The organism is Streptomyces sp. NPDC111628 (assembly GCF_055635195.1).
The window spans coordinates 541,249-558,283 of sequence record NZ_JBVKBZ010000003.1 but is presented as its reverse complement, the minus strand read 5'-3'; the positions used below and the strand labels follow the sequence as shown (position 1 = coordinate 558,283).

Genomic DNA, 17,035 nt, shown 5'->3' with positions numbered 1-17,035 from the left:
GGCCGGTCAGCCGGGCAGGGGGTAGGTCACCGTGCGCGGGGACCCGTCCGGCCTGCCGTCGGTGTAGGTCAGGGTGATCCGGGTGAAGTGCGGCTGGCCCGTGCCCTGCTCCCCGCCCGTCGGCATGTCGAGCCGCACGGTCACCGGGTACGAGTGGAAGGCACCCGCGGCGCAGTACGGGTCGCAGTCGTTGACGGCGTTGGTGCCCCGGCCCACCGCGGCCTGCGGGTCCCAGCGGAACCAGCGCAGGGAGACCAGCCGGCTGTTGCCGTCCCCGCAGGCGAGCACGTACGCCTCGGGCCCGATCTCCGGCTGCCCGGAGCAGTCCACCAGCACCGGATCCTGCGTCTGCTGGGTGCGGGCCGCGGGCTGCGCCGACGGCGCGGCGGAGGCCGTGCCCAGGGGTACTGCGAGCGCGGCGGCGGCACAGAGTGTGACCGCTGCCCTCATCGGGTTCCTGCCCATGTCTGCTCCCGCCGTCTCGGGGTCGCTTGTCTCCGCTTGCCCCTTTTCTCCGTTCCGACCGTACGACCGCCTCCGTGAACGCACCACTCGTACGGAGCAGCGGCCGGGGCCGCGGGGCCGCCGGCCTGGGCGTCCGCCCGGCCGTCCGGTTCGTGCGACAAGACGCCGATTGCATCCCCCGTGTGGTCCTCGCGCCGGCCCGCAACCGCCGTCCGTCCCCCGGTGTCTCATGCCGTCAAGAACGGCGACCCGACCGGGCGCCCCTCACGTGGAGGACCGCGGTATGCACCCGACGACTGCTCCGACCGCCGCCGCCCCGACGCACTCGCGCTCCCGCGACACGCGGGGCGACTTCCTGCTCCAGCCGCCCGACCCCGCCCGGCGCGTCCCCTGCCGCGTCGACCCCGTCGACCTGCGCCGCCTCGACCTGCTCGCCCTGCTGACCGCCGCCGGCATCGCGCCCTCCGCCGGGGACCGGGCCGCCATCGAGCAGCTCAGTGTGCTCCCCGGCAGCGTGCACACGGCACTGCACCGGTGGCTGGAGCAGGCCTACGGATTCTGCCGCTGAGGTCGCGGGCGTCAGAAGTCGACGGGGTCACGCACCAGCGGACACGTCATGCAGTGCCCGCCGCCGCGCCCCCGGCCCAGTTCAGCGCCCACGATGGTGACGACCTCCACCCGGGCCTCGCGCAGCAGCGCGTTGGTGAGGGTGTTGCGGTCGTAGGTGAACACCACACCCGGTTCCACCGCGACGGCGTTGTTGCCGCTGTCCCACTGCTGGCGCTCGGAGGCGTAGGCGTCGCCGCCCGTCTCCACCACCCGTAGCTTCGGCAGCCCGAGGGCCTTGGCGACGACGTCGACGAAGGGGGTCGACCCCTCGTCGACCACGTCGAAACCGGGGGCCCGGTCGCCGGGGCGCAGCGAGAAGGTGTGCACCGCGTCCATGATGCGGGGGTAGAGGGTCACCACGTCGCGGTCGGCGAAGGTGAAGACCGTGTCCAGGTGCATGGCGGACCGCAGCTTCGGCATCCCGGCGACGACGACGTGCTCGGCGGCGCCGTTGCGGAACAGCGCGGCGGCGACCTGGGTGACGGCCTGCCGGGAGGTGCGCTCGCTCATGCCCATGAGGACGACCCCGTTGCCCACCGGCATGATGTCGCCGCCCTCGAAGGTGGCCTGGCCCCAGTCCCGCTCCGGGTCCCCCCACCACACCTTCGAGCCGCTGAAGTCGGGGTGGAAGGTGTAGATCGCCTTCATCAGCAGCGTCTCGTCGTGCCGCGCGGACCAGTACAGCGGGTTGAGGGTGAGACCGCCGTACAGCCAGCAGGTGGTGTCGCGCGTGTACAGGGTGTTCGGCAGCGGCGGCATCAGGTACTCGCGGGCGCCGGTGGACTCGCGGGCCAGCGCGAGGTGCGGGGAGCGGAAGTCCTCGGGCAGGTCACTGGTGGCGAGCCCGCCGACGAGGTACTCGGCGAGTTCCCTCGGCGAGAGGGTCTCCAGATACGCGCGGGCCGCGTCGATGAGACCGATGCCGACCTGGTTGGCGGTGATCTTCCGGTCCAGGAGCCACGCCTTGGCCTCCGGTACCGCCATGATCTGCGCCAGCAGGTCGTGCAGCTCCACCACCTCCACCCCGCGCCGGCGCAGTTCACCGACGAAGGCGGCGTGGTCGCGCTGGGCGTTCTCCACCCACATCACGTCGTCGAAGAGCAGCTCGTCGGAGTTGGTGGGAGTCAGCCGCCGGTGCGCGAGGCCGGGGGAGCACACCAGGACCTTGCGCAGCCTGCCGACCTCGGAATGGACGCCGAGCGCGGGACTCACGGCGCTCTCGTTGCTGGTCACACGGCCTCCTGGAGGGATGCGTACGAGCGGGGGAAAAGCGGGGGGAGAGGAGCGGGGAAAGGAGTCAGAGGCTGATCCACCCGGCCACCAGGGCGAGGAGGCCGACCGCCGCGCCGGTCGCGGAGACGGCCAGGACGACGAGTTCCCCGGGTGAGAACAGCCGACGGCCCTGCTCCCGGCGGGCCATCACGAACAGGACGGTCGCCGGGGCGTAGACGACGAAGGACACCAGGACGAACTTCAGCCCCGCCGCGTACAGCAGGAACGCCGTGTACAGCGTCGCGACGACACCGACGGCCAGCTCGCGCCGCGAGGTGCGGCCGCCCTCGGTGCGCGGGTCGTCCCGGCTGCCGATCCGCACCGCGAAGGCCGCCGCCAGCAGGTACGGGATCAGGGAGAGGGCGCTGGTCAGGTTGAGCGCGAAGTCGAAGGCGTCGCTGGAGAAACTGGTGGCGATCAGCACCAGCTGGGTGAGCAGCGACGTCATCAGCAGCGCGGGCACCGGCACGTCGGCTGCGTTGGCACCGCGCAGGAAGCGCGGCATGTCGTCGTCCTTGGCCGCGACGAAGAGCACCTCCGCCGCCATCAGGGTCCAGGCGAGATAGGCGCCGAGGACCGACACGATCAGACCGACGCTGATGAACACCCGGCCCCAGGTGCCGACGGCCGCCTCCAGGACGCCCGCCATGGACGGCTGGCGCAGGTCGGCGATCTGTGCCATCGGCATGATGCCGTACGACACGATGGTCACCGAGGCGAAGACCGCGAAGACGCTGAGGAAGCCCAGCACCGTCGCCCTGCCCACGTCGGAGCGGCGCCCGGCGTGCCGGGAGTAGACGCTGGCGCCCTCCACGCCGAGGAAGACGAAGACGGTCGCCAGCATGGTGCCGCGCACCTGTGAGAAGAGGGAACCCGCGTAGTCGGCGCCGCCGAAGTTGTCCGCGAAGACCCCCGGATCGAAGTACACCAGGGCCAGGACCACGAAGAAGACGATGGGGACGAGCTTGGCCACCGTGACGATCCGGTTGATGGCCGTCGCTTCCTTCACCCCGCGCCGGATCAGCCAGAAGAACGCCCACAGCCCGGCGGAGGACAGCACGACCGCCACGGCGGTGTCCCCGTCGCCCAGCTCCGGCCAGATCGACCCGGCGGTCGACATGATCAGGACCCAGTAGGTCACGTTGCCCACGCACGAGCTGGCCCAGTAGCCGAAGGCCGCGAAGAAGCCGAGGTATTCGCCGAAGCCCGCCTTGGCGTAGGCGTACACGCCCGCGTCGAGGTCGGGTCTGCGCACGGCGAGGGACTGGAAGACGAGGGCCAGCGTCAGCATGCCGGTGCCCGCGATGGCCCAGGCGATCAGCGCGCCCGCCACGCCGGTCTCCTCGGCGAAGCGCCCCGGCAGCGAGAACACCCCGGCGCCCACCATCGACCCGACGACCATGGAGGTCAGGGTGAACAGACCCACCTTCGCGGCGGGTGGGGCTGTGCTGTCGACGTCGGAAGCAGCGGCCTGCGACATGCCGTCCCTCCGGCTGGCCGATCGATTGTGACCACTGTGCGACATGTGGTGGCTTGGGGCATCTTGGTCGCCGTCAGCCGTGCAGGGCGAGGTACGGGGCGAGCGCGAGCAGCGTCGTGATCAGGGCGTACTTCAGGTGGCGGGTGGGCAGCGCGTGCGCGATCCGCCAGCCCAGCAGCACCCCCGCCAGCTCGGGGATCCCGACCAGCACCGCCAGCGGCCAGTCGACGGCCCCCTGGGCCAGGTAACCCACCGTGCCCACACCGGCGATGACGACGGACTGCGCCTGCGCCGAGGCGAGGGACTCCAGCACGGGTACGCCCAGCGCCACCAGCAGGGGCACGGTGAGCATCGGTCCGCCGATGCCGACCACCCCGGCCGCGACGGCCACCGCGCAGCCCAGCCCCGCCACCACCGCCGTCGGCGGGTGGGCCCGCGGGGCGGCCGGACGGCGATGCTCCCGGAACCACACCAGCGCCGCCACGCCCGCCACGAACACGCCGAGCACCAGCCCGAACATCCGCTTGGACACATACGAGTTGACCAGGACGCCGAGCGGGGTCCCGGCGACCGCGCTCACCGCGAGGACCAGTGCCGTGCGCCGGGTCGTGGGCTCGCGCAACTGCCCGGAGCGGGTGTAGGCGGCGGTCGCGAGGATCCCGGTGGCGACATGGGTGACGATGGCCGTCCCGGCCACTTGTGCCGGGGTCAGACCGGTGAGGGCGAACAGACCGATGGTGGGCAGCACACCGCCCGGCCCTACGGCGGTGATGCCCACCCCGCCGACCAGCCCCAGCAGCCCCAGGGCCACCAGCACGGGCACACTTGCACCGGCCATCACCGGCCTCCTCTCATGGGGTCCGCGGCCCACCACGACGCAGCGTGGCGCGCAGCGCCATCCGGTCCGCGCGGATCCGGATCGACTCGGCGTCCACCGGCCGGCCGTCCGCCAGCCGGGTCAGCCGTTCCAGGGCGAACACCGCCGCCCCGGGCTCGATCCCCAGCAGCCGTGCCGTGCCGGGGTCCGCGTTGACCGCGTGCACGGCCACCTCGGCGCGCCCGAGCCGGGCGCCCGCGGCCTCCTCGATCAGGCCGAACACGTCCCGGTCCCGCAGGTCGCCGGCGAGCACGGCCTGCCCGGCCTCGACGGTCAGATAGCTGGTGTCCAACGACAACGGCAGCCCGTCCAGCCACCGCAGCCGCTCCACGTACACACCGCCCGTCCCGACCGGCACCTCCAGCCGGGCGGCGATCGCGGCGGGCAGCACCGGCACCTCCGCCGCGACCCGCACCTCGTTGGTCACGGTGCCGCGGCCGGTCAGCTCCTCGGCCAGCCCGGTCAGCCGGTCGAGACCGTGCCCGTACTTCGGCAGCAGCACCGTCGTCCCGACCCCGCGCCGCCGGGTGATCAGGCCCTCCTCGCGCAACAGGGCCAGGGCGTCCCGCACCGCGTTGCGCGAGGCCCCGAACCGGCGGCCCAGGTCCCGCTCGTCGGGCAGCACGCCGTCGGCGAAGGCATCGTCCGTGATCTGCTGCCGCAGCGCGTCGGCCAGTTCCCGGGCCCGCTCGGCGCGCGGCCGTCCCCCGTGGTGGTCCATGCCGCTCACGGTAACCCGAGTCATGTTTCGCCGAAGTTACGCCACCCTCATTGACCTGCGGAAACGACTGACCTGCGGGTTCGCGGGGAGGGTGGCGCACTTCGCCACCCTCCCCGCGTCGCGCTCACTGCGCGGTGCGCAGATCCGCACCGCGCCTGGCCAGGTTGAAGACGCCCACGACGACCAGCGCCACCCCGAGCAGTTGCGGCACGACCCACCAGTCGCCGCGCACGTCCTCGCGGTAGAGGACCACGCCGAGCAGCAGGCTCACCGTCGCGTCGCCCAGCGTGAGGGCGGGCTGGGAGGCGACGAGCGGACCGCCCTGCATGGCGTGCTCCAGCAGCAGCACGGCACACACCCCGGCCACGGCGAATCCGTAGGTCTGCCATGCGGTGAAGAAGCCGACCACACCGTCGGAGTCCAGGACGCGCATGGAGTCCTTCATCAGACCGGCCGTCAGCGCGTAGCACACCGCCGTGGCCGCGCCGAGGCAACCGGCACGGGCCTTGCCGACGGGGCGTTTGAAGCCCGCGGCGGCCAGCAGCACGGCCGCCCCGGCACAGGCAACCAGGGCCGGCACCCAGCGGTCCAGGGGCACTTCGGCCTTGCCGCCCGCCGGCGCGGCCGAGGCGAGCGCGACACCCAGCCCCACGACCACCCCGCCCACGGCGAGCCACAGGACCTCCGGCATCCGGTTGCCGGTCAGCAGCGAGGCAAGCAGCAGGGCCAGCGGAAGTTCCAGCACGAACAGGGGCTGTACGAGTGACAGCGGCCCCGTCGCAAGGGCCACCGCCTGCCCCACACCGGCCACCACGACGGCCAGCATCCCGCCCAGCCACACCGGTCGCCGCAACAGGTCGAGGACGAGACCGGGGCGGAACCCCTGGGACTGCGGCACGCTCAGCGCGGCGCGCCGTTGGAGCACGGTGGCCAGCGCGTTGCTGAACGCGGCGAGGAGTGCGAAAAGCACCGGCAGGACGACACCCATCCACCGATACTCACCCCGAATCCCCCCGGCCGCGCGCCCGCGCGCCCGCGGCACGACGGGACGACGGGGGCGGCTCAGCTGCCGCTCAGTTCTCGCTCAGCTGTTGCTCAGCTCTCGCTCCGCGCGGACTGAGCCTCGGCGGCGGGCTCCTGCTTCCGCTCGGGCGCGGGCGCCTCGGTGGCGGTGTAGTAGACCGAGGTGCCCTGCTTGGTGCGCTGCGCCTGGTTCTTGGCGACGAGTCCCTCGAGCGTGGTGCGCACGACCGTGGTCTTGACACTGCGTCCCGCATGGGCCTCGCTCAGCGCCGTGGTGACCTCGGCGGCGGACCGCGGTTCCCGCTGCCCGACGAGGTGCTCGCGCACCAGCTCCACCAGGGTGGGCTGGGCGGTGGCCCGCGCCGCCGCCTTCTTCGCGGCGGGCTTGGTGGCGGGCTTGGCGGACGACTTGGCGGCCGACTTGGCCGGTGCCGTGGTGGCCGCGTCGGGCGCCGTCTTCGCGCTCGCCTTCGTGACCGTCTTCGTGTCCGCCTTCGTGTCCGGCTTCGTGGTGGCCTTCGTGGTGGCCGTGGCGGTGGACCTCGTGGCCTTCTTCGCCTTCGGCTTCGAGGCAGGCTTGGCACCGGGCTTCGGAGCCGCGGCGCGCTTGGGTGCGGTGGTGCTCTTCCGGCCCCGCGTCCGCCTGCCCGTCTCCGGCTGCGGAGCGGCACTGCCGCGCGGCGCCGGCACGGTGGCCGCCCCGGTCGAGGAGGCCGACTCGGGCGCGGGTGCGGCCTGGGCCGGCTGCGGGGTGATGCCGAGGGCCTGCTGCATGTTCACCAGCAGGGCGTGGTCGTGCTGCAGCGCGGCCAGTTGCTGCTGGAGAGCCGTGATCTCCGTGCTGACACGTTCCTGCTCCTTGACGTTGCGCTCCAGGTCGTCGGTCACCTGGACGCTGTACTGCGAGGCCAGTTCCGTGGCGGACTGCATCGTGCTCTCGGACATGGTGTTGACTCTCCTTGGTTCGCGGCCGTGAAGGCTGACGCGCAGCCCCGGTTGTTGCCCTGTTCGCTGCCGAGTCGGTATACCACGTATGGTCGCCCTCGTGGTATGTGCCGCCGCAACCCCGGGTGTGTGTTCGGACCGCGGAGCGCGTCCTTCACCCGCCCTCGGGCACCTCCACGACCTTGCCGTGCTCGTCGACGGTGTGTGTCTGCCAGTAGGTGTCCCACTTGTCACCGACGTGTTCCGGGACCTTGCCCTCGGGGTAGCGGGTATAACCCTCGGGCGGTTCCTCGCCGTTGGGCACACATGCGCCGCCGGTGCCCCCGACGGACAGCACCGGGTACTCACCGCCGCCGCAGGTGGCCTCCTCCATGGAACAGCCGGTCAGGACGGCCGCGGCGGCGGCACAGGCCAGGACGAGACCGGGAACGGTTCGCCTCGTGCGGACGGGGGGTGCGGCCGACGGTCGGTGAACCGGGTTGCTGGTACGCACGGTTGACTCCTTGTGGGTGACTGGTGCGGCAAGCGTCCCCCGCCGGGGGGAAGCACCTCATGAGTACGGGTACTCAATCGGACGAGCCGTACGACCTGTCACGGCCGGCCAATCGGTCCAGTCGGCGTGCGCTCGCCCGCGCTTCCCGCTCGGCCCCCGCGACGTCGTCCGCGGCCGTTCGGTGCCGCTCCTGTGCCGCCCGCCGTTCCCGCTCCGCCCGGTCGAGGTCCTCGCGGGTCTCGCGCAGCCTCTCCTCGGCGGTGGCCACCGTCTCGCGGATCCGGCCCAGCTCGTCGTCGGCCCGGTGGAGCGACTCCTGCGCGCCGGTCTGCTCGGCGCGTGTGTCCCGCAGGTGTCCCGCGGCCCGCTCCGCCTCCCGCTCGGCCCGCTCCAGTTCCTCCTGCCGTTCACGGCGCCGCTCGGCGAGTTCGTCCTTCGCCCGGGTTCCGGAGGCGGTGGTGGTGCGGGGCGACTTGGGGCGCGGTGCCGGCTCGGGTGCCGCGGTCCGGGCCGGTGTCGCCCCAGCCGTGCCCGAGGGGAAGTCCGAGGGCGGGGTCAGGGAGACCTCCAGGCGCCCCCCGGCCCACTGGTCGGCCGCGTCCGGATCGGCGAGGACCGCGCGCAGGGTCGACTCCACCTCCTGCTGCGCCGCCTGGGACAGCCGGTGCCCGGCCTCACCGGCGAGCTGTGCGGCCTGCCGGGAGAGGGCGGCGACGATGCGCCGGCGCTGCCCCGAGAGTTCCTTGAGCCCGGCGGCGTCGAGGGTACGGTGTGCCTCGCGCAGTGCCTGCCCCAGTTCCAGGAACCGCCGGGTCTCCTCCGGCCGGGAGCGGGTCAGGAGATTGGCCGCCCAGGCCGCGAGCGTGGGCCGGCGGGCGGCGTGGATGCGACGGGCGTCCTCCTTGCGGCCTGCCGTTCTGGCGGCCGCGGCGCGTTCCTCACGGTGGGGGACGAAGACGGACGGCGGCATGCCGTAGAGCTCGTCCAGGACCTGCTCGACCCCTGGCATGGCCTCGACCCTCCGTCCCTTGCTCTCGTCCCTTGGTGTCGGCCCTCGGCCCCGGTCCGCGGCTCTCCGCCGCCGCACATGACCATGCTTTCTGCTTTCTGCTTTCTGTCTACGGTCACCCGGGCGGCCCCGCGACCCGGACGGGTCCCACCCGGTACGGTGCCGGGCCGGTGACGCCGTCAGCCGAAGGTGCGCCGGTAGGCGTGCGGGCTGACTCCGGTGGTGCGCTTGAAGCGGTCGCGGAATGCGGTCGGCGAGCCGAAGCCGACCTGGGCGGCGATGCGTTCCACGGAGTGCTCCGTGGTCTCCAGCAGGTGCTGCGCCTGGCGGACCCGGGCACGGTGCAGCCACTGCATCGGGGTGCTGCCGGTCTGCTCCCGGAAGCGGCGGATCAGCGTCCGCGTGCTCATCCCCGCGTGTGCGGCGATGTCGGCGAGGGACAGGTCGCGGGCGAGGTTCTCCCGCAGCCAGGTGAGCAGCGGTTCGAAGGCGGAGCCGCGCGGCGCGGGTGGGTAGTCGTGGACGATGAACTGGGCCTGGCCGCCCTCGCGTTCGAGCGGCATCACCGACAGCCGGGCCGCGTGTGCGGCGACCGCCGAGCCGTAGTCCCGCCGGATCATGTGCAGGCACAGGTCGAGGCCCGCGGCGGCACCGGCCGAGGTGAGGATCCGGCCGTTGTCGACGTAGAGGACGTCCGGGTCGACGTCGACCTCCGGATGGGCGCGGGCCAGGGCCTCCGCGGCGATCCAGTGGGTGGTGGCCCGCAGCCCGTCGAGCAGTCCGGTGGCGGCCAGCGGGAAGGTGCCGGAGCAGATGGAGGCGATCCGGGTGCCGTTCCCGGCCGCCGTGCGCAGCGCCTCCCGGACGGCCGGGGAGACCGGATCGGCGGCGGCCGTGCCGGGCACGATGACGGTGTCCGCGTCCCGCAGTCCGTCCAGCCCCCAGGGGGCCCGCAGCGTGAACGCGCCGGCGTCGATCTCGGGGTGCTCGGCGCACACCCGGATCCGGTAGCCGGGACGGCCGTCGGGCAGCCGGGTACGGGTGAAGACCTCGATCGGGGTGGACAGGTCGAACGGGATCACCTGGTCGAGCGCGAGAACGGCGACGGTGTGCATGGGCCGGAAAGTACCTCCTCGCGGACCGGCGATCGGCGGGTGTGGCGTTTTCCCGTCGGAAGCTGTCACTCCTGCCACAGGCAGCCGAACCAGCCGCCTAGCATGATAAGCAATTTGCCTAATATAATTAGGTTACTGCATAATCGACGAAGGAAGACGCGACGCAGCGAGACGCACCACCGCCGGAGGCGACATGCACACCACGGACGACTGGATCACCACGCCCCTCACCGGGGACCTGCTGCGGGGCGCCCTCGACCTGGAGCGCACCGAGCGCGGCCTGCTGCCCCACCGGCTGCCCGCCAGGGCCCGCGCGCAGAACAACGACGGCCAACTGGCCATGGCCGAGTCCCAGCCCTCCGGCGTACGCCTGGCCCTGCGCACCCGCGCCACCGTTCTCGAACTGGACACCCTGCCCACCAAGCGGGTCTACGTCGGCGTCCCGCCGCGTCCGGACGGCGTGTACGACCTGCTCGTCGACGGCCGTCCGGCGGGTCGGGGCAGTGTCGTGGGTGGCAACACCCTGACCATCGACATGACCACCGGCACCGCGGGCGTCGAGCCCGGTGAGGTCGGCACCCTCCGCTTCGCGGACCTGCCCGAAGGCACCAAGGACATCGAGATCTGGCTGCCGCACAACGAGACCACCGAACTCGTCGCCCTGCGCACCGACGCCCCCGTCGAGCCCGCCCCCGACCCCGGCCGCCGGGTCTGGCTGCACCACGGCAGCTCGATCAGCCACGGCTCGGACGCCGCGAGCCCCACCACCACCTGGCCCGCCCTGGCCGCCTCCCTCGGCGGCGTCGAACTGATCAATCTGGGGCTGGGCGGCAGCGCCCTGCTCGACCCGTTCACCGCACGGGCGATGCGCGACACCCCCGCCGACCTGATCAGCGTGAAGATCGGCATCAACGTGGTCAACGCCGACCTCATGCGGCTGCGGGCCTTCGGCCCCGCCGTGCACGGCTTCCTGGACACCCTCCGGGAGGGCCACCCCACCGCCCCGCTGCTGGTCGTCTCGCCCATCCTGTGCCCCGTACAGGAGGACACCCCCGGTCCGCTCGCCCCCGACTTCTCGGGCATCGCCGAGGGCCGCCTCCGGTTCGTCGCCACGGGTGACCCGGCGGAGCGCGCGAGCGGGAAACTGACCCTGAACGTCATCCGCGACGAGCTGTCCCGGATCGTGTCGGAGCGGGCCGCCGACGACGAGAACCTGTACTACCTCGACGGCCGCGAACTCTACGGACAGGCCGACGCGGCGGACCTGCCCCTGCCGGACGACATCCACCCGGACGCCGCCACCCACCGCCTCATCGGCGAACGCTTCGCCAAGCTGGCCTTCGCCGACGGGGGCGCCTTCGGAGAGTGAGCCCCACGGCCCGGTTCCCACGGCCCGGTCCGCACGGCCCGGTCCGCACGGCCCGGTCCTCGTGCGCCGTGACTCAAGACCCGACGACGACCGCGGCGAAACGCCGGGCCACCTCGCGCCAGACCGCCTCGGCGGCGGGCTCGTCGAGTTCCGCCCGGCGGGAGAGCTCCACCGGGTCCAGCCCCCGGGCCTTCAGCCGGTCCCCGTCCCACGACCTGACCCGGTCCGCCCCCGCCTCGGGGTGGAACTGCACGCCCCACGCCCGCTCGCCGACCCTGAAGGCCTGGTACGGGCACCCCTCGCTCGACACGAGCCACGCCGCGCCGGGCGGCAGCGCGGTGACGGCGTCCACGTGGTGCTCGATCGCCGTCACCCGCTCCGGCAGCCCGCCGAAGAGCGGATCGGCACCGGCCTCGGATCGCACCGTCAACGGGGTGCTGCCGAACTCCGGTCGGCCGTGCTCACCACGCACCGTGCCTCCGGCGACCCGGGCGAGGAGCTGCCCGCCGAGGCAGATCCCGAAGACCGGGGCACCCCGGTCCACCGCCTCGGCGACCAGGGCCCGGGTGGGCGCGAGCCAGGGGGCGCGCACGTCGTCGTCGGGCAGGTAGCCACCGCCGAGCACCATGACGCCGTCGTGCTCCGGACGCCGGGGGAGCGCCCCACCGGCGTACGCGTGCACCACGTCCAGGGACACCCCGTCCGCGGTCAGCCAGTCACCGAACCGGCCCGCCCCACCGCCCCGATGGTTCTGCACCACCAAGAGCCGCGCCATCTCCCCACCCCGCCTCACCTCGTCCGGACCCGGCGTCGCGCCGACTCAGCGGCGCGCCAGGTACAGGGCCACGGCCTTGTGCAGCACCCTGTTCAGTGGATACTCCCACTCGCCGAGGTACTCGACGGCCTGTCCGCCCGCGCCGACCTTGAACCGGAGCAGTCCCAGCAGGTGGTTGTCCTCGTCCAGGGTGTCGGTGATGCCGCGGAAGTCGTACACGGCCGCGCCGAGTTCACGGGCGTCGCACATCATCCGCCACTGGAGGGCGTTGTTGGGCTGTACCTCGCGCCGCCGGACGGTGGACGCGCCGTAGGAGTACCAGACGTGCTCGCCGACCGTCAGCATCGTGGCCGCGGCGAGCACCTCCCCGTCGTGATGGGCGAGGTACAGGCGCATGCGGTCCGGGTCCTCGGCCGTCAGCGCCTGCCACATACGCTGGAAGTAGGCGAGGGGACGCGGCACGAACCGGTCACGCCGCGCGGTCTCCACGTACAGCTCGTAGAAGGTGGGCAGGTCCTCCTGGTCACCCCGGACGACCTTGACGCCGGCCTTGTCGGCCTTCTTGACGTTCCGCCGCCACTGCTGGTTGAAGCCGTTCTGCAGTTGCTCCAGGGACCGTCCGGCGAGCGGTACCTGGCAGACGTGGCGCGGCTGGCCCGCGGCGAAGCCGTCCGCGCCGCCCGGCTCGGTGCGCCGCCAGCCCATCCGCCGCAGCCGCTCGGCGAGGTCGTCGGCCCCGGGCTCGTGCTCGGTCGCCGCCACGTCGCCCAGCCGCCGGACCCCGGGGTCGGCGATCGCCGCCTTGACCGCGTCGGCGCTCCAGCGCCGCGCCACCACCGGCGGCCCCATCCGCACCGTGAACGCGCCGCGTTCCCTCAGGTGCGCGAGCATCGGCTCCAGCCACCGCTCCAGACCGTCCGCCGTCCAGTCGATGACCGGCCCCTCGGGCAGATACGCCAGGTACCGCTTCAGGCGCGGCAGTGGCCGCAGCAGCACAAGACCGGCGCCGACCAGCTCGCCGCCCTCGTCGAACCACCCCAGGCTCTCCGCCTGCCAGTCCGGCTTCACGTCGCCCCAGGAGGGGACTTGGAGGTGGCTCACGGAAGGCCGGGCCGCGACGAAGCGCAGATGCTCCTCGCGGGTGATCGGCTTCAGACGACAGCTCATGGGGCGTCCCTCTGTTCGCTTCGTTCGACGGTGAGACGGGTCAGACGGGTGCGACGGGTACGACGGGCTCGTGCCGGCCCGCACACCTCACAGGGAACAACGGCCAACGCCGATCCGCGCGCTGTCGTCCGGCCGGCCACCCGCGTGCTCCGTCCGGCGCGCGGGGTCGCGGTCCGGGTGGCAGCGTGGCAGGACCGTGCGGTGCGAGCGACGGGCGGACGGAACGGACGGAGCGGAGGCCATGGCGCGGGCGATCTGGACGGGTGTGATCACCTTCGGGCTGGTCTCGGTGCCCGTCGGTCTGTTCACGGCGACCGAGGACCACACGGTCCACTTCCACCAGTTGCAGCGCGGCACCTCGGACCGGATCCGCAACCGGCGGGTCAACGAGCGCACCGGCAAGGAGGTCGACGCCGACGACATCGTCAAGGGCTACGAGGTGAGCGAGGGCGACTACGTCGTCGTGGAGCCCGAGGAACTCGACGAGATCGCGCCGGGACGCTCCCGCACCCTCGAGATCACCGACTTCGTGGACCTGGACCGGATCGAGCCGGTCTTCTTCGGCCGCACCTACTACCTCGCCCCGCGCGGCAAGGAGTACCTGAAGGTCTACGAGCTGCTGCGCACCGCGCTCGCCGACACCGGCAAGGCGGGGGTCGCCACCTTCGTCATGCGCAACCGGCAGTACCTGACCGCGCTGCGCGCCGAGGACAGGGTCCTGCTGCTCCAGACGCTGCACTGGGCCGACGAGGTCCGCGACCCCGTCGAGGAGCTGCCGGAACTGCCGTCCGACCGGGTGGGCCGCGGCAAGGAGCTGGACATGGCGCTGCGTCTCGTCGACGCCCTCAGCGGCGACTGGGAGCCGGCCCGCTATCGCGACACCTACCAGGAGAAGGTCCGTGAGCTGGTCCGGGCCAAGGCCGAGGGCGAGGAGGTCGCCGTCGCCGAGGAGGCGCCCGGGGCCACCAACGTCGTCGACCTGATGGAAGTCCTGCGCGGCAGCCTGGAGCAGGCGAAGGACAAGGGCAAAAGCACGGGCACGGGCGGCAAGCGGTCCGCCGCGTCGCGGAAGAAGGCCACCGCTCCCGCCCGCCGGACCCCGCCCGAGCGGGGCGAGCTGCGGGAGCTGAGCAAGGCCGAGCTGTATCGGCGCGCCACCGAACAGGACATCGCCGGCCGCTCGAAGATGAGCCGCAAGGAACTCGTCGAGGCGCTCACCGACCGCGACCGCGACCGCGGCCAGGGCCGCGGCAAGGGGAGCGGCAGCGGCAGCCGCGGCCGCCGGAAGAAGAAGACGGCCGCGGCCTGAGGCCCGAGTCCCGCTCAGGCGGTGCTGAGCATGCCTTCCCGCAGCCGGGCCAGCAGCCGCGAGATCAGCCGGGACACGTGCATCTGGGAGACGCCGAGGCGTTCGCCGATGTCCTTCTGGGTGAGTTCCTCGACGAACCGCCAGTGGATGATCTGCCGGTCGCGTTCGTCCAGCTCGGCGATCATCGGGGCCAGGGCGTGGAAGTCGTCGACCAGGGCCAGGGCGGCGTCGTCGGCGCCGATGAAGTCGGCAAGGGCCGACTCGCCGTCCTCGCTGCCGTTGATGGCCGCGTCCAGGGAGGCGGAGTTGTAGCCGTTGGCCGCGAGACGGGCCTCGACGACCTCGTCCTCCGGCAGGCTCATCAGTTCCGACAGCTCTTGGGTGGTGGGGGTGCGGCCGAGGCGGCTGCGCAGTTCCTCGGTGGCGCGGGCGAGCTGGACGCGTGCCTCCTGGAGGCGCCGGGGCACGTGCACGGCCCAGGAGGTGTCCCGGAAGAACCGCTTGATCTCCCCGACGATGTACGGCACGGCGAAGGAGGTGAACTCGACCTCTCGGGTCAGTTCGAACCGGTCGATGGCCTTGATGAGGCCGATCATGCCGACCTGGACGATGTCCTCCATCTCCTCCGGCCCACGGCTGCGGAACCGGCCGGCCGCGAAGCGGACCAGGGACATGTTCATCTCGATCAGCGTGTTGCGTGCGTACTGGTGCTCGGGCGTGCCCTCCTCCAGCACGGTGAGCTGCTCGAAGAACAGCTTCGACAACTCCCGCGCGTCCCTGGGCGCCACCTTGGACGGGTCCGCGATCTCCGGCATGTCCGTCGTGGCATGGTCGGTGGTCTGCGCGGTCGTCGTCGTCATGATGTGCCCTCCCGGTGGATCGGTCGTCGTTGTCACCTTGTCGGCCGACGACCGGTCGCCTACCCCGGGTCAGGCCCCGCACACATGGCGGAGTGCCGCAACATTCGGCGCGGGGCCCGGACCGGTGCCTCAGACGCCCAGGTAGAAGCGGACGGCGGTGCCCTCGTCGGTCGTGTGGACCCGCACCAGATCGGCGACGTAGTGGACCAGCAGGAGGCCGCGGCCGCCGATCTGCCCGTGCTCCGGGGGCCGTCGCCCGGCGAGCGGATCCGTGAGCCGTCCCGTGTCGCGGACCTCGCACACCACCTGACCCGCCTCGGCCCAGACCGCCACCGTTCCGTTGCCGCCGCCGTGGACCACGCTGTTGGTGGTCAGCTCGGCCACCGCCAGTTCCGCGTCCTGCAGCCGCTGCCCGGACAGTCCGAGCGAGGCGGCCAGGCCGACCGCGAAGCGGCGTGCCTCGGGCAGCTCCCCGGAGCCGAAGGCCAGGACGCCCGCGTCGGGGGCGAGCCCGAGCGGCTCGTTGTATCGGGCGACGACCGCACGCCAGTCGTACCCCTCACTGACCCGCTCGCTCCCCCCGGTGATGACCGTCGGGTGGGTGACCAGGGCGTCGGCCAGGACGTCCGCGGCCAGCCCGGTCTCGTCGTACGGGCACAGGATCGTCGCCCGGCGGCCCGCGAAGGCCGCGTTGATCAGCGCCTCGTGCTGGGCGCACGCCGGGTACTCGGCGGCGCTGCGCCCGGCCCAGACCGGCTCGCCGACGATCCGCACCCGTACCCGCTCGTGCGCGTCGGCGAACGCCCTCAGCACGCCCGGGATGATCCGCCCCGGGTTGCGTCCGGCCTCGGTCATGTCCAGGAAGGTGACGTCCCGCGCGTCCGTGCCGAGCTCTGCCCGGACCAGCTCCAGGTTGGGGCCCGGCACGGCCACCGCCACCGGCTCGCCCGCGGCCAGCCCCTCCCGCACGAACGCCGCCGTCCGGTCGGTGTACTCGGCCTGCGAACGGTAGAACAGCGCCGGATGGGTGAATGTCCCGTGGGCGGTCGCCGTGCTCATCGTGGCGCCACCTCGATCCGGTGCAGGGACGGCCAGAACAGGTCCAGTACCCGCGGCAGTTGCGGGGGCGGCCGCTCCACCACGACGCGGCCGACGGGCAGGTTCATGGCCGTGACGGCCAGTGCCGCCACCCCGGCCACGTCGACGAACCGCACCCCCGACAGTTCCACGTAGGACACGTCCGTGTGCCGCCGGGACAGCTCGGTCAGGGCGTTCTCCCAGGAGAGCCGGGTGCTCACGTTGATCTCACCGCTGGCCCGGATGCCCGGACGGCCGGGCAACGGGCCCACGTCCAGCAGGGCACCGCCGCCCGTGCGGGCCGGGCCGCTCGTGGCGCCTGTGCCATCCACACTCGATCCCCTTCGGACCTCCACCGGCACCCGTCGCCGGCCGGGCACTTCTTCCGGCCAGGCAGCCTATCCCGATCGGGGCGTCGTACGCCGGTGAGGGGACAAACTGGCGACAGTCGGGCGGATTGGGGAACAAG

At 72.7% G+C, this 17,035-nt stretch carries 18 protein-coding genes; 3 read left to right on the top strand and 15 right to left on the bottom strand.

Annotated features, from left to right (window positions below):
- Positions 1 to 6: 6 nt before the first annotated feature.
- Positions 7 to 465 (bottom strand): hypothetical protein, encoded by a 459-nt coding sequence (locus ACZ7MF_RS17450; RefSeq protein WP_356855842.1) that lies wholly within the window; start codon positions 463 to 465, stop codon positions 7 to 9.
- 283 nt (positions 466 to 748) lie between these two features.
- On the opposite strand from ACZ7MF_RS17450, the gene ACZ7MF_RS17445 reads away from it, so the two are divergent.
- Positions 749 to 1,033: a hypothetical protein gene (locus ACZ7MF_RS17445; RefSeq protein ID WP_356855840.1), complete on the top strand. Its 285-nt coding sequence runs from the start codon at positions 749 to 751 to the stop codon at positions 1,031 to 1,033.
- Between the two features lie 11 nt (positions 1,034 to 1,044).
- Here ACZ7MF_RS17445 and ACZ7MF_RS17440 read toward each other — a convergent pair whose 3' ends face one another.
- The 9 genes from ACZ7MF_RS17440 to ACZ7MF_RS17400 form a co-directional block, all read right to left on the bottom strand.
- Positions 1,045 to 2,307 (bottom strand): arginine deiminase, encoded by a 1,263-nt coding sequence (locus tag ACZ7MF_RS17440; RefSeq protein ID WP_356855838.1) that lies wholly within the window; start codon positions 2,305 to 2,307, stop codon positions 1,045 to 1,047.
- A 64-nt stretch (positions 2,308 to 2,371) separates the two neighbouring features.
- Entirely contained in the window at positions 2,372 to 3,826 is a 1,455-nt protein-coding gene (locus ACZ7MF_RS17435; protein ID WP_471477667.1) for a basic amino acid/polyamine antiporter, read from the bottom strand.
- A gap of 73 nt (positions 3,827 to 3,899) precedes the next feature.
- Positions 3,900 to 4,664 (bottom strand): sulfite exporter TauE/SafE family protein, encoded by a 765-nt coding sequence (locus tag ACZ7MF_RS17430; protein ID WP_471477666.1) that lies wholly within the window; start codon positions 4,662 to 4,664, stop codon positions 3,900 to 3,902.
- 13 nt (positions 4,665 to 4,677) lie between these two features.
- A complete protein-coding gene (locus ACZ7MF_RS17425; RefSeq protein ID WP_471477665.1) occupies positions 4,678 to 5,424 on the bottom strand; it encodes a GntR family transcriptional regulator in 747 nt (248 codons plus the stop codon).
- Between the two features lie 124 nt (positions 5,425 to 5,548).
- Entirely contained in the window at positions 5,549 to 6,412 is an 864-nt protein-coding gene (locus ACZ7MF_RS17420; protein WP_471477664.1) for a DMT family transporter, read from the bottom strand.
- A gap of 107 nt (positions 6,413 to 6,519) precedes the next feature.
- Positions 6,520 to 7,392 (bottom strand): hypothetical protein, encoded by an 873-nt coding sequence (locus ACZ7MF_RS17415; protein WP_471477663.1) that lies wholly within the window; start codon positions 7,390 to 7,392, stop codon positions 6,520 to 6,522.
- Between the two features lie 154 nt (positions 7,393 to 7,546).
- Positions 7,547 to 7,885, bottom strand: coding sequence for an SCO0607 family lipoprotein (locus ACZ7MF_RS17410; protein WP_471477662.1), 339 nt, complete (start codon positions 7,883 to 7,885; stop codon positions 7,547 to 7,549).
- Positions 7,886 to 7,958: 73 nt separating this feature from the next.
- Entirely contained in the window at positions 7,959 to 8,894 is a 936-nt protein-coding gene (locus ACZ7MF_RS17405) for a hypothetical protein (protein ID WP_471477661.1), read from the bottom strand.
- Positions 8,895 to 9,073: 179 nt separating this feature from the next.
- Positions 9,074 to 10,009, bottom strand: coding sequence for a GlxA family transcriptional regulator (locus ACZ7MF_RS17400; protein ID WP_471477660.1), 936 nt, complete (start codon positions 10,007 to 10,009; stop codon positions 9,074 to 9,076).
- A 193-nt stretch (positions 10,010 to 10,202) separates the two neighbouring features.
- On the opposite strand from ACZ7MF_RS17400, the gene ACZ7MF_RS17395 reads away from it, so the two are divergent.
- Entirely contained in the window at positions 10,203 to 11,378 is a 1,176-nt protein-coding gene (locus ACZ7MF_RS17395) for a GDSL-type esterase/lipase family protein (protein ID WP_471477659.1), read from the top strand.
- 73 nt (positions 11,379 to 11,451) lie between these two features.
- On the opposite strand, the gene ACZ7MF_RS17390 is transcribed toward ACZ7MF_RS17395, so the two are convergent.
- Together ACZ7MF_RS17390 and femY are read right to left on the bottom strand one after the other, a co-directional pair.
- On the bottom strand, positions 11,452 to 12,153 hold the full coding sequence (locus ACZ7MF_RS17390) for a type 1 glutamine amidotransferase (protein WP_471477658.1): 702 nt from the start codon (positions 12,151 to 12,153) through the stop codon (positions 11,452 to 11,454).
- A 45-nt stretch (positions 12,154 to 12,198) separates the two neighbouring features.
- On the bottom strand, positions 12,199 to 13,320 hold the full coding sequence (gene femY, locus ACZ7MF_RS17385; protein WP_471477657.1) for a peptidoglycan bridge formation glycyltransferase FemY: 1,122 nt from the start codon (positions 13,318 to 13,320) through the stop codon (positions 12,199 to 12,201).
- A 241-nt stretch (positions 13,321 to 13,561) separates the two neighbouring features.
- Here femY and ku point away from each other — a divergent pair, with 241 nt between their 5' ends.
- Positions 13,562 to 14,629: a non-homologous end joining protein Ku gene (ku, locus tag ACZ7MF_RS17380; protein WP_471477656.1), complete on the top strand. Its 1,068-nt coding sequence runs from the start codon at positions 13,562 to 13,564 to the stop codon at positions 14,627 to 14,629.
- A 14-nt stretch (positions 14,630 to 14,643) separates the two neighbouring features.
- On the opposite strand, the gene ACZ7MF_RS17375 is transcribed toward ku, so the two are convergent.
- The 3 genes from ACZ7MF_RS17375 to ACZ7MF_RS17365 form a co-directional block, all read right to left on the bottom strand.
- On the bottom strand, positions 14,644 to 15,489 hold the full coding sequence (locus ACZ7MF_RS17375) for an RNA polymerase sigma factor SigF (RefSeq protein ID WP_471477655.1): 846 nt from the start codon (positions 15,487 to 15,489) through the stop codon (positions 14,644 to 14,646).
- A gap of 129 nt (positions 15,490 to 15,618) precedes the next feature.
- A complete protein-coding gene (locus ACZ7MF_RS17370) occupies positions 15,619 to 16,548 on the bottom strand; it encodes an anti-sigma factor RsbA family regulatory protein (RefSeq protein WP_471477654.1) in 930 nt (309 codons plus the stop codon).
- On the bottom strand, positions 16,545 to 16,898 hold the full coding sequence (locus ACZ7MF_RS17365; RefSeq protein WP_361002184.1) for an STAS domain-containing protein: 354 nt from the start codon (positions 16,896 to 16,898) through the stop codon (positions 16,545 to 16,547). Before ACZ7MF_RS17365 ends, ACZ7MF_RS17370 begins: the two co-directional genes overlap by 4 nt.
- Between the last annotated feature and the right edge of the window lie 137 nt (positions 16,899 to 17,035).

Bases quoted from the DNA above. Each gene is read 5' to 3' on its own strand.
- ACZ7MF_RS17390 (WP_471477658.1), bottom strand. From the start codon at position 12,153: ATGGCGCGGCTCTTGGTGGTGCAGAACCATCGGGGCGGTGGGGCGGGC.
- ACZ7MF_RS17415 (WP_471477663.1), bottom strand. From the start codon at position 7,392: ATGTCCGAGAGCACGATGCAGTCCGCCACGGAACTGGCCTCGCAGTAC.
- ku (WP_471477656.1), top strand. From the start codon at position 13,562: ATGGCGCGGGCGATCTGGACGGGTGTGATCACCTTCGGGCTGGTCTCG.
- ACZ7MF_RS17450 (WP_356855842.1), bottom strand. From the start codon at position 465: ATGGGCAGGAACCCGATGAGGGCAGCGGTCACACTCTGTGCCGCCGCC.
- ACZ7MF_RS17430 (WP_471477666.1), bottom strand. From the start codon at position 4,664: ATGGCCGGTGCAAGTGTGCCCGTGCTGGTGGCCCTGGGGCTGCTGGGG.
- ACZ7MF_RS17400 (WP_471477660.1), bottom strand. From the start codon at position 10,009: ATGCACACCGTCGCCGTTCTCGCGCTCGACCAGGTGATCCCGTTCGAC.
- ACZ7MF_RS17435 (WP_471477667.1), bottom strand. From the start codon at position 3,826: ATGTCGCAGGCCGCTGCTTCCGACGTCGACAGCACAGCCCCACCCGCC.
- ACZ7MF_RS17425 (WP_471477665.1), bottom strand. From the start codon at position 5,424: ATGGACCACCACGGGGGACGGCCGCGCGCCGAGCGGGCCCGGGAACTG.
- ACZ7MF_RS17375 (WP_471477655.1), bottom strand. From the start codon at position 15,489: ATGACGACGACGACCGCGCAGACCACCGACCATGCCACGACGGACATG.
- ACZ7MF_RS17395 (WP_471477659.1), top strand. From the start codon at position 10,203: ATGCACACCACGGACGACTGGATCACCACGCCCCTCACCGGGGACCTG.
- ACZ7MF_RS17420 (WP_471477664.1), bottom strand. From the start codon at position 6,412: ATGGGTGTCGTCCTGCCGGTGCTTTTCGCACTCCTCGCCGCGTTCAGC.
- ACZ7MF_RS17445 (WP_356855840.1), top strand. From the start codon at position 749: ATGCACCCGACGACTGCTCCGACCGCCGCCGCCCCGACGCACTCGCGC.
- femY (WP_471477657.1), bottom strand. From the start codon at position 13,320: ATGAGCTGTCGTCTGAAGCCGATCACCCGCGAGGAGCATCTGCGCTTC.
- ACZ7MF_RS17405 (WP_471477661.1), bottom strand. From the start codon at position 8,894: ATGCCAGGGGTCGAGCAGGTCCTGGACGAGCTCTACGGCATGCCGCCG.
- ACZ7MF_RS17370 (WP_471477654.1), bottom strand. From the start codon at position 16,548: ATGAGCACGGCGACCGCCCACGGGACATTCACCCATCCGGCGCTGTTC.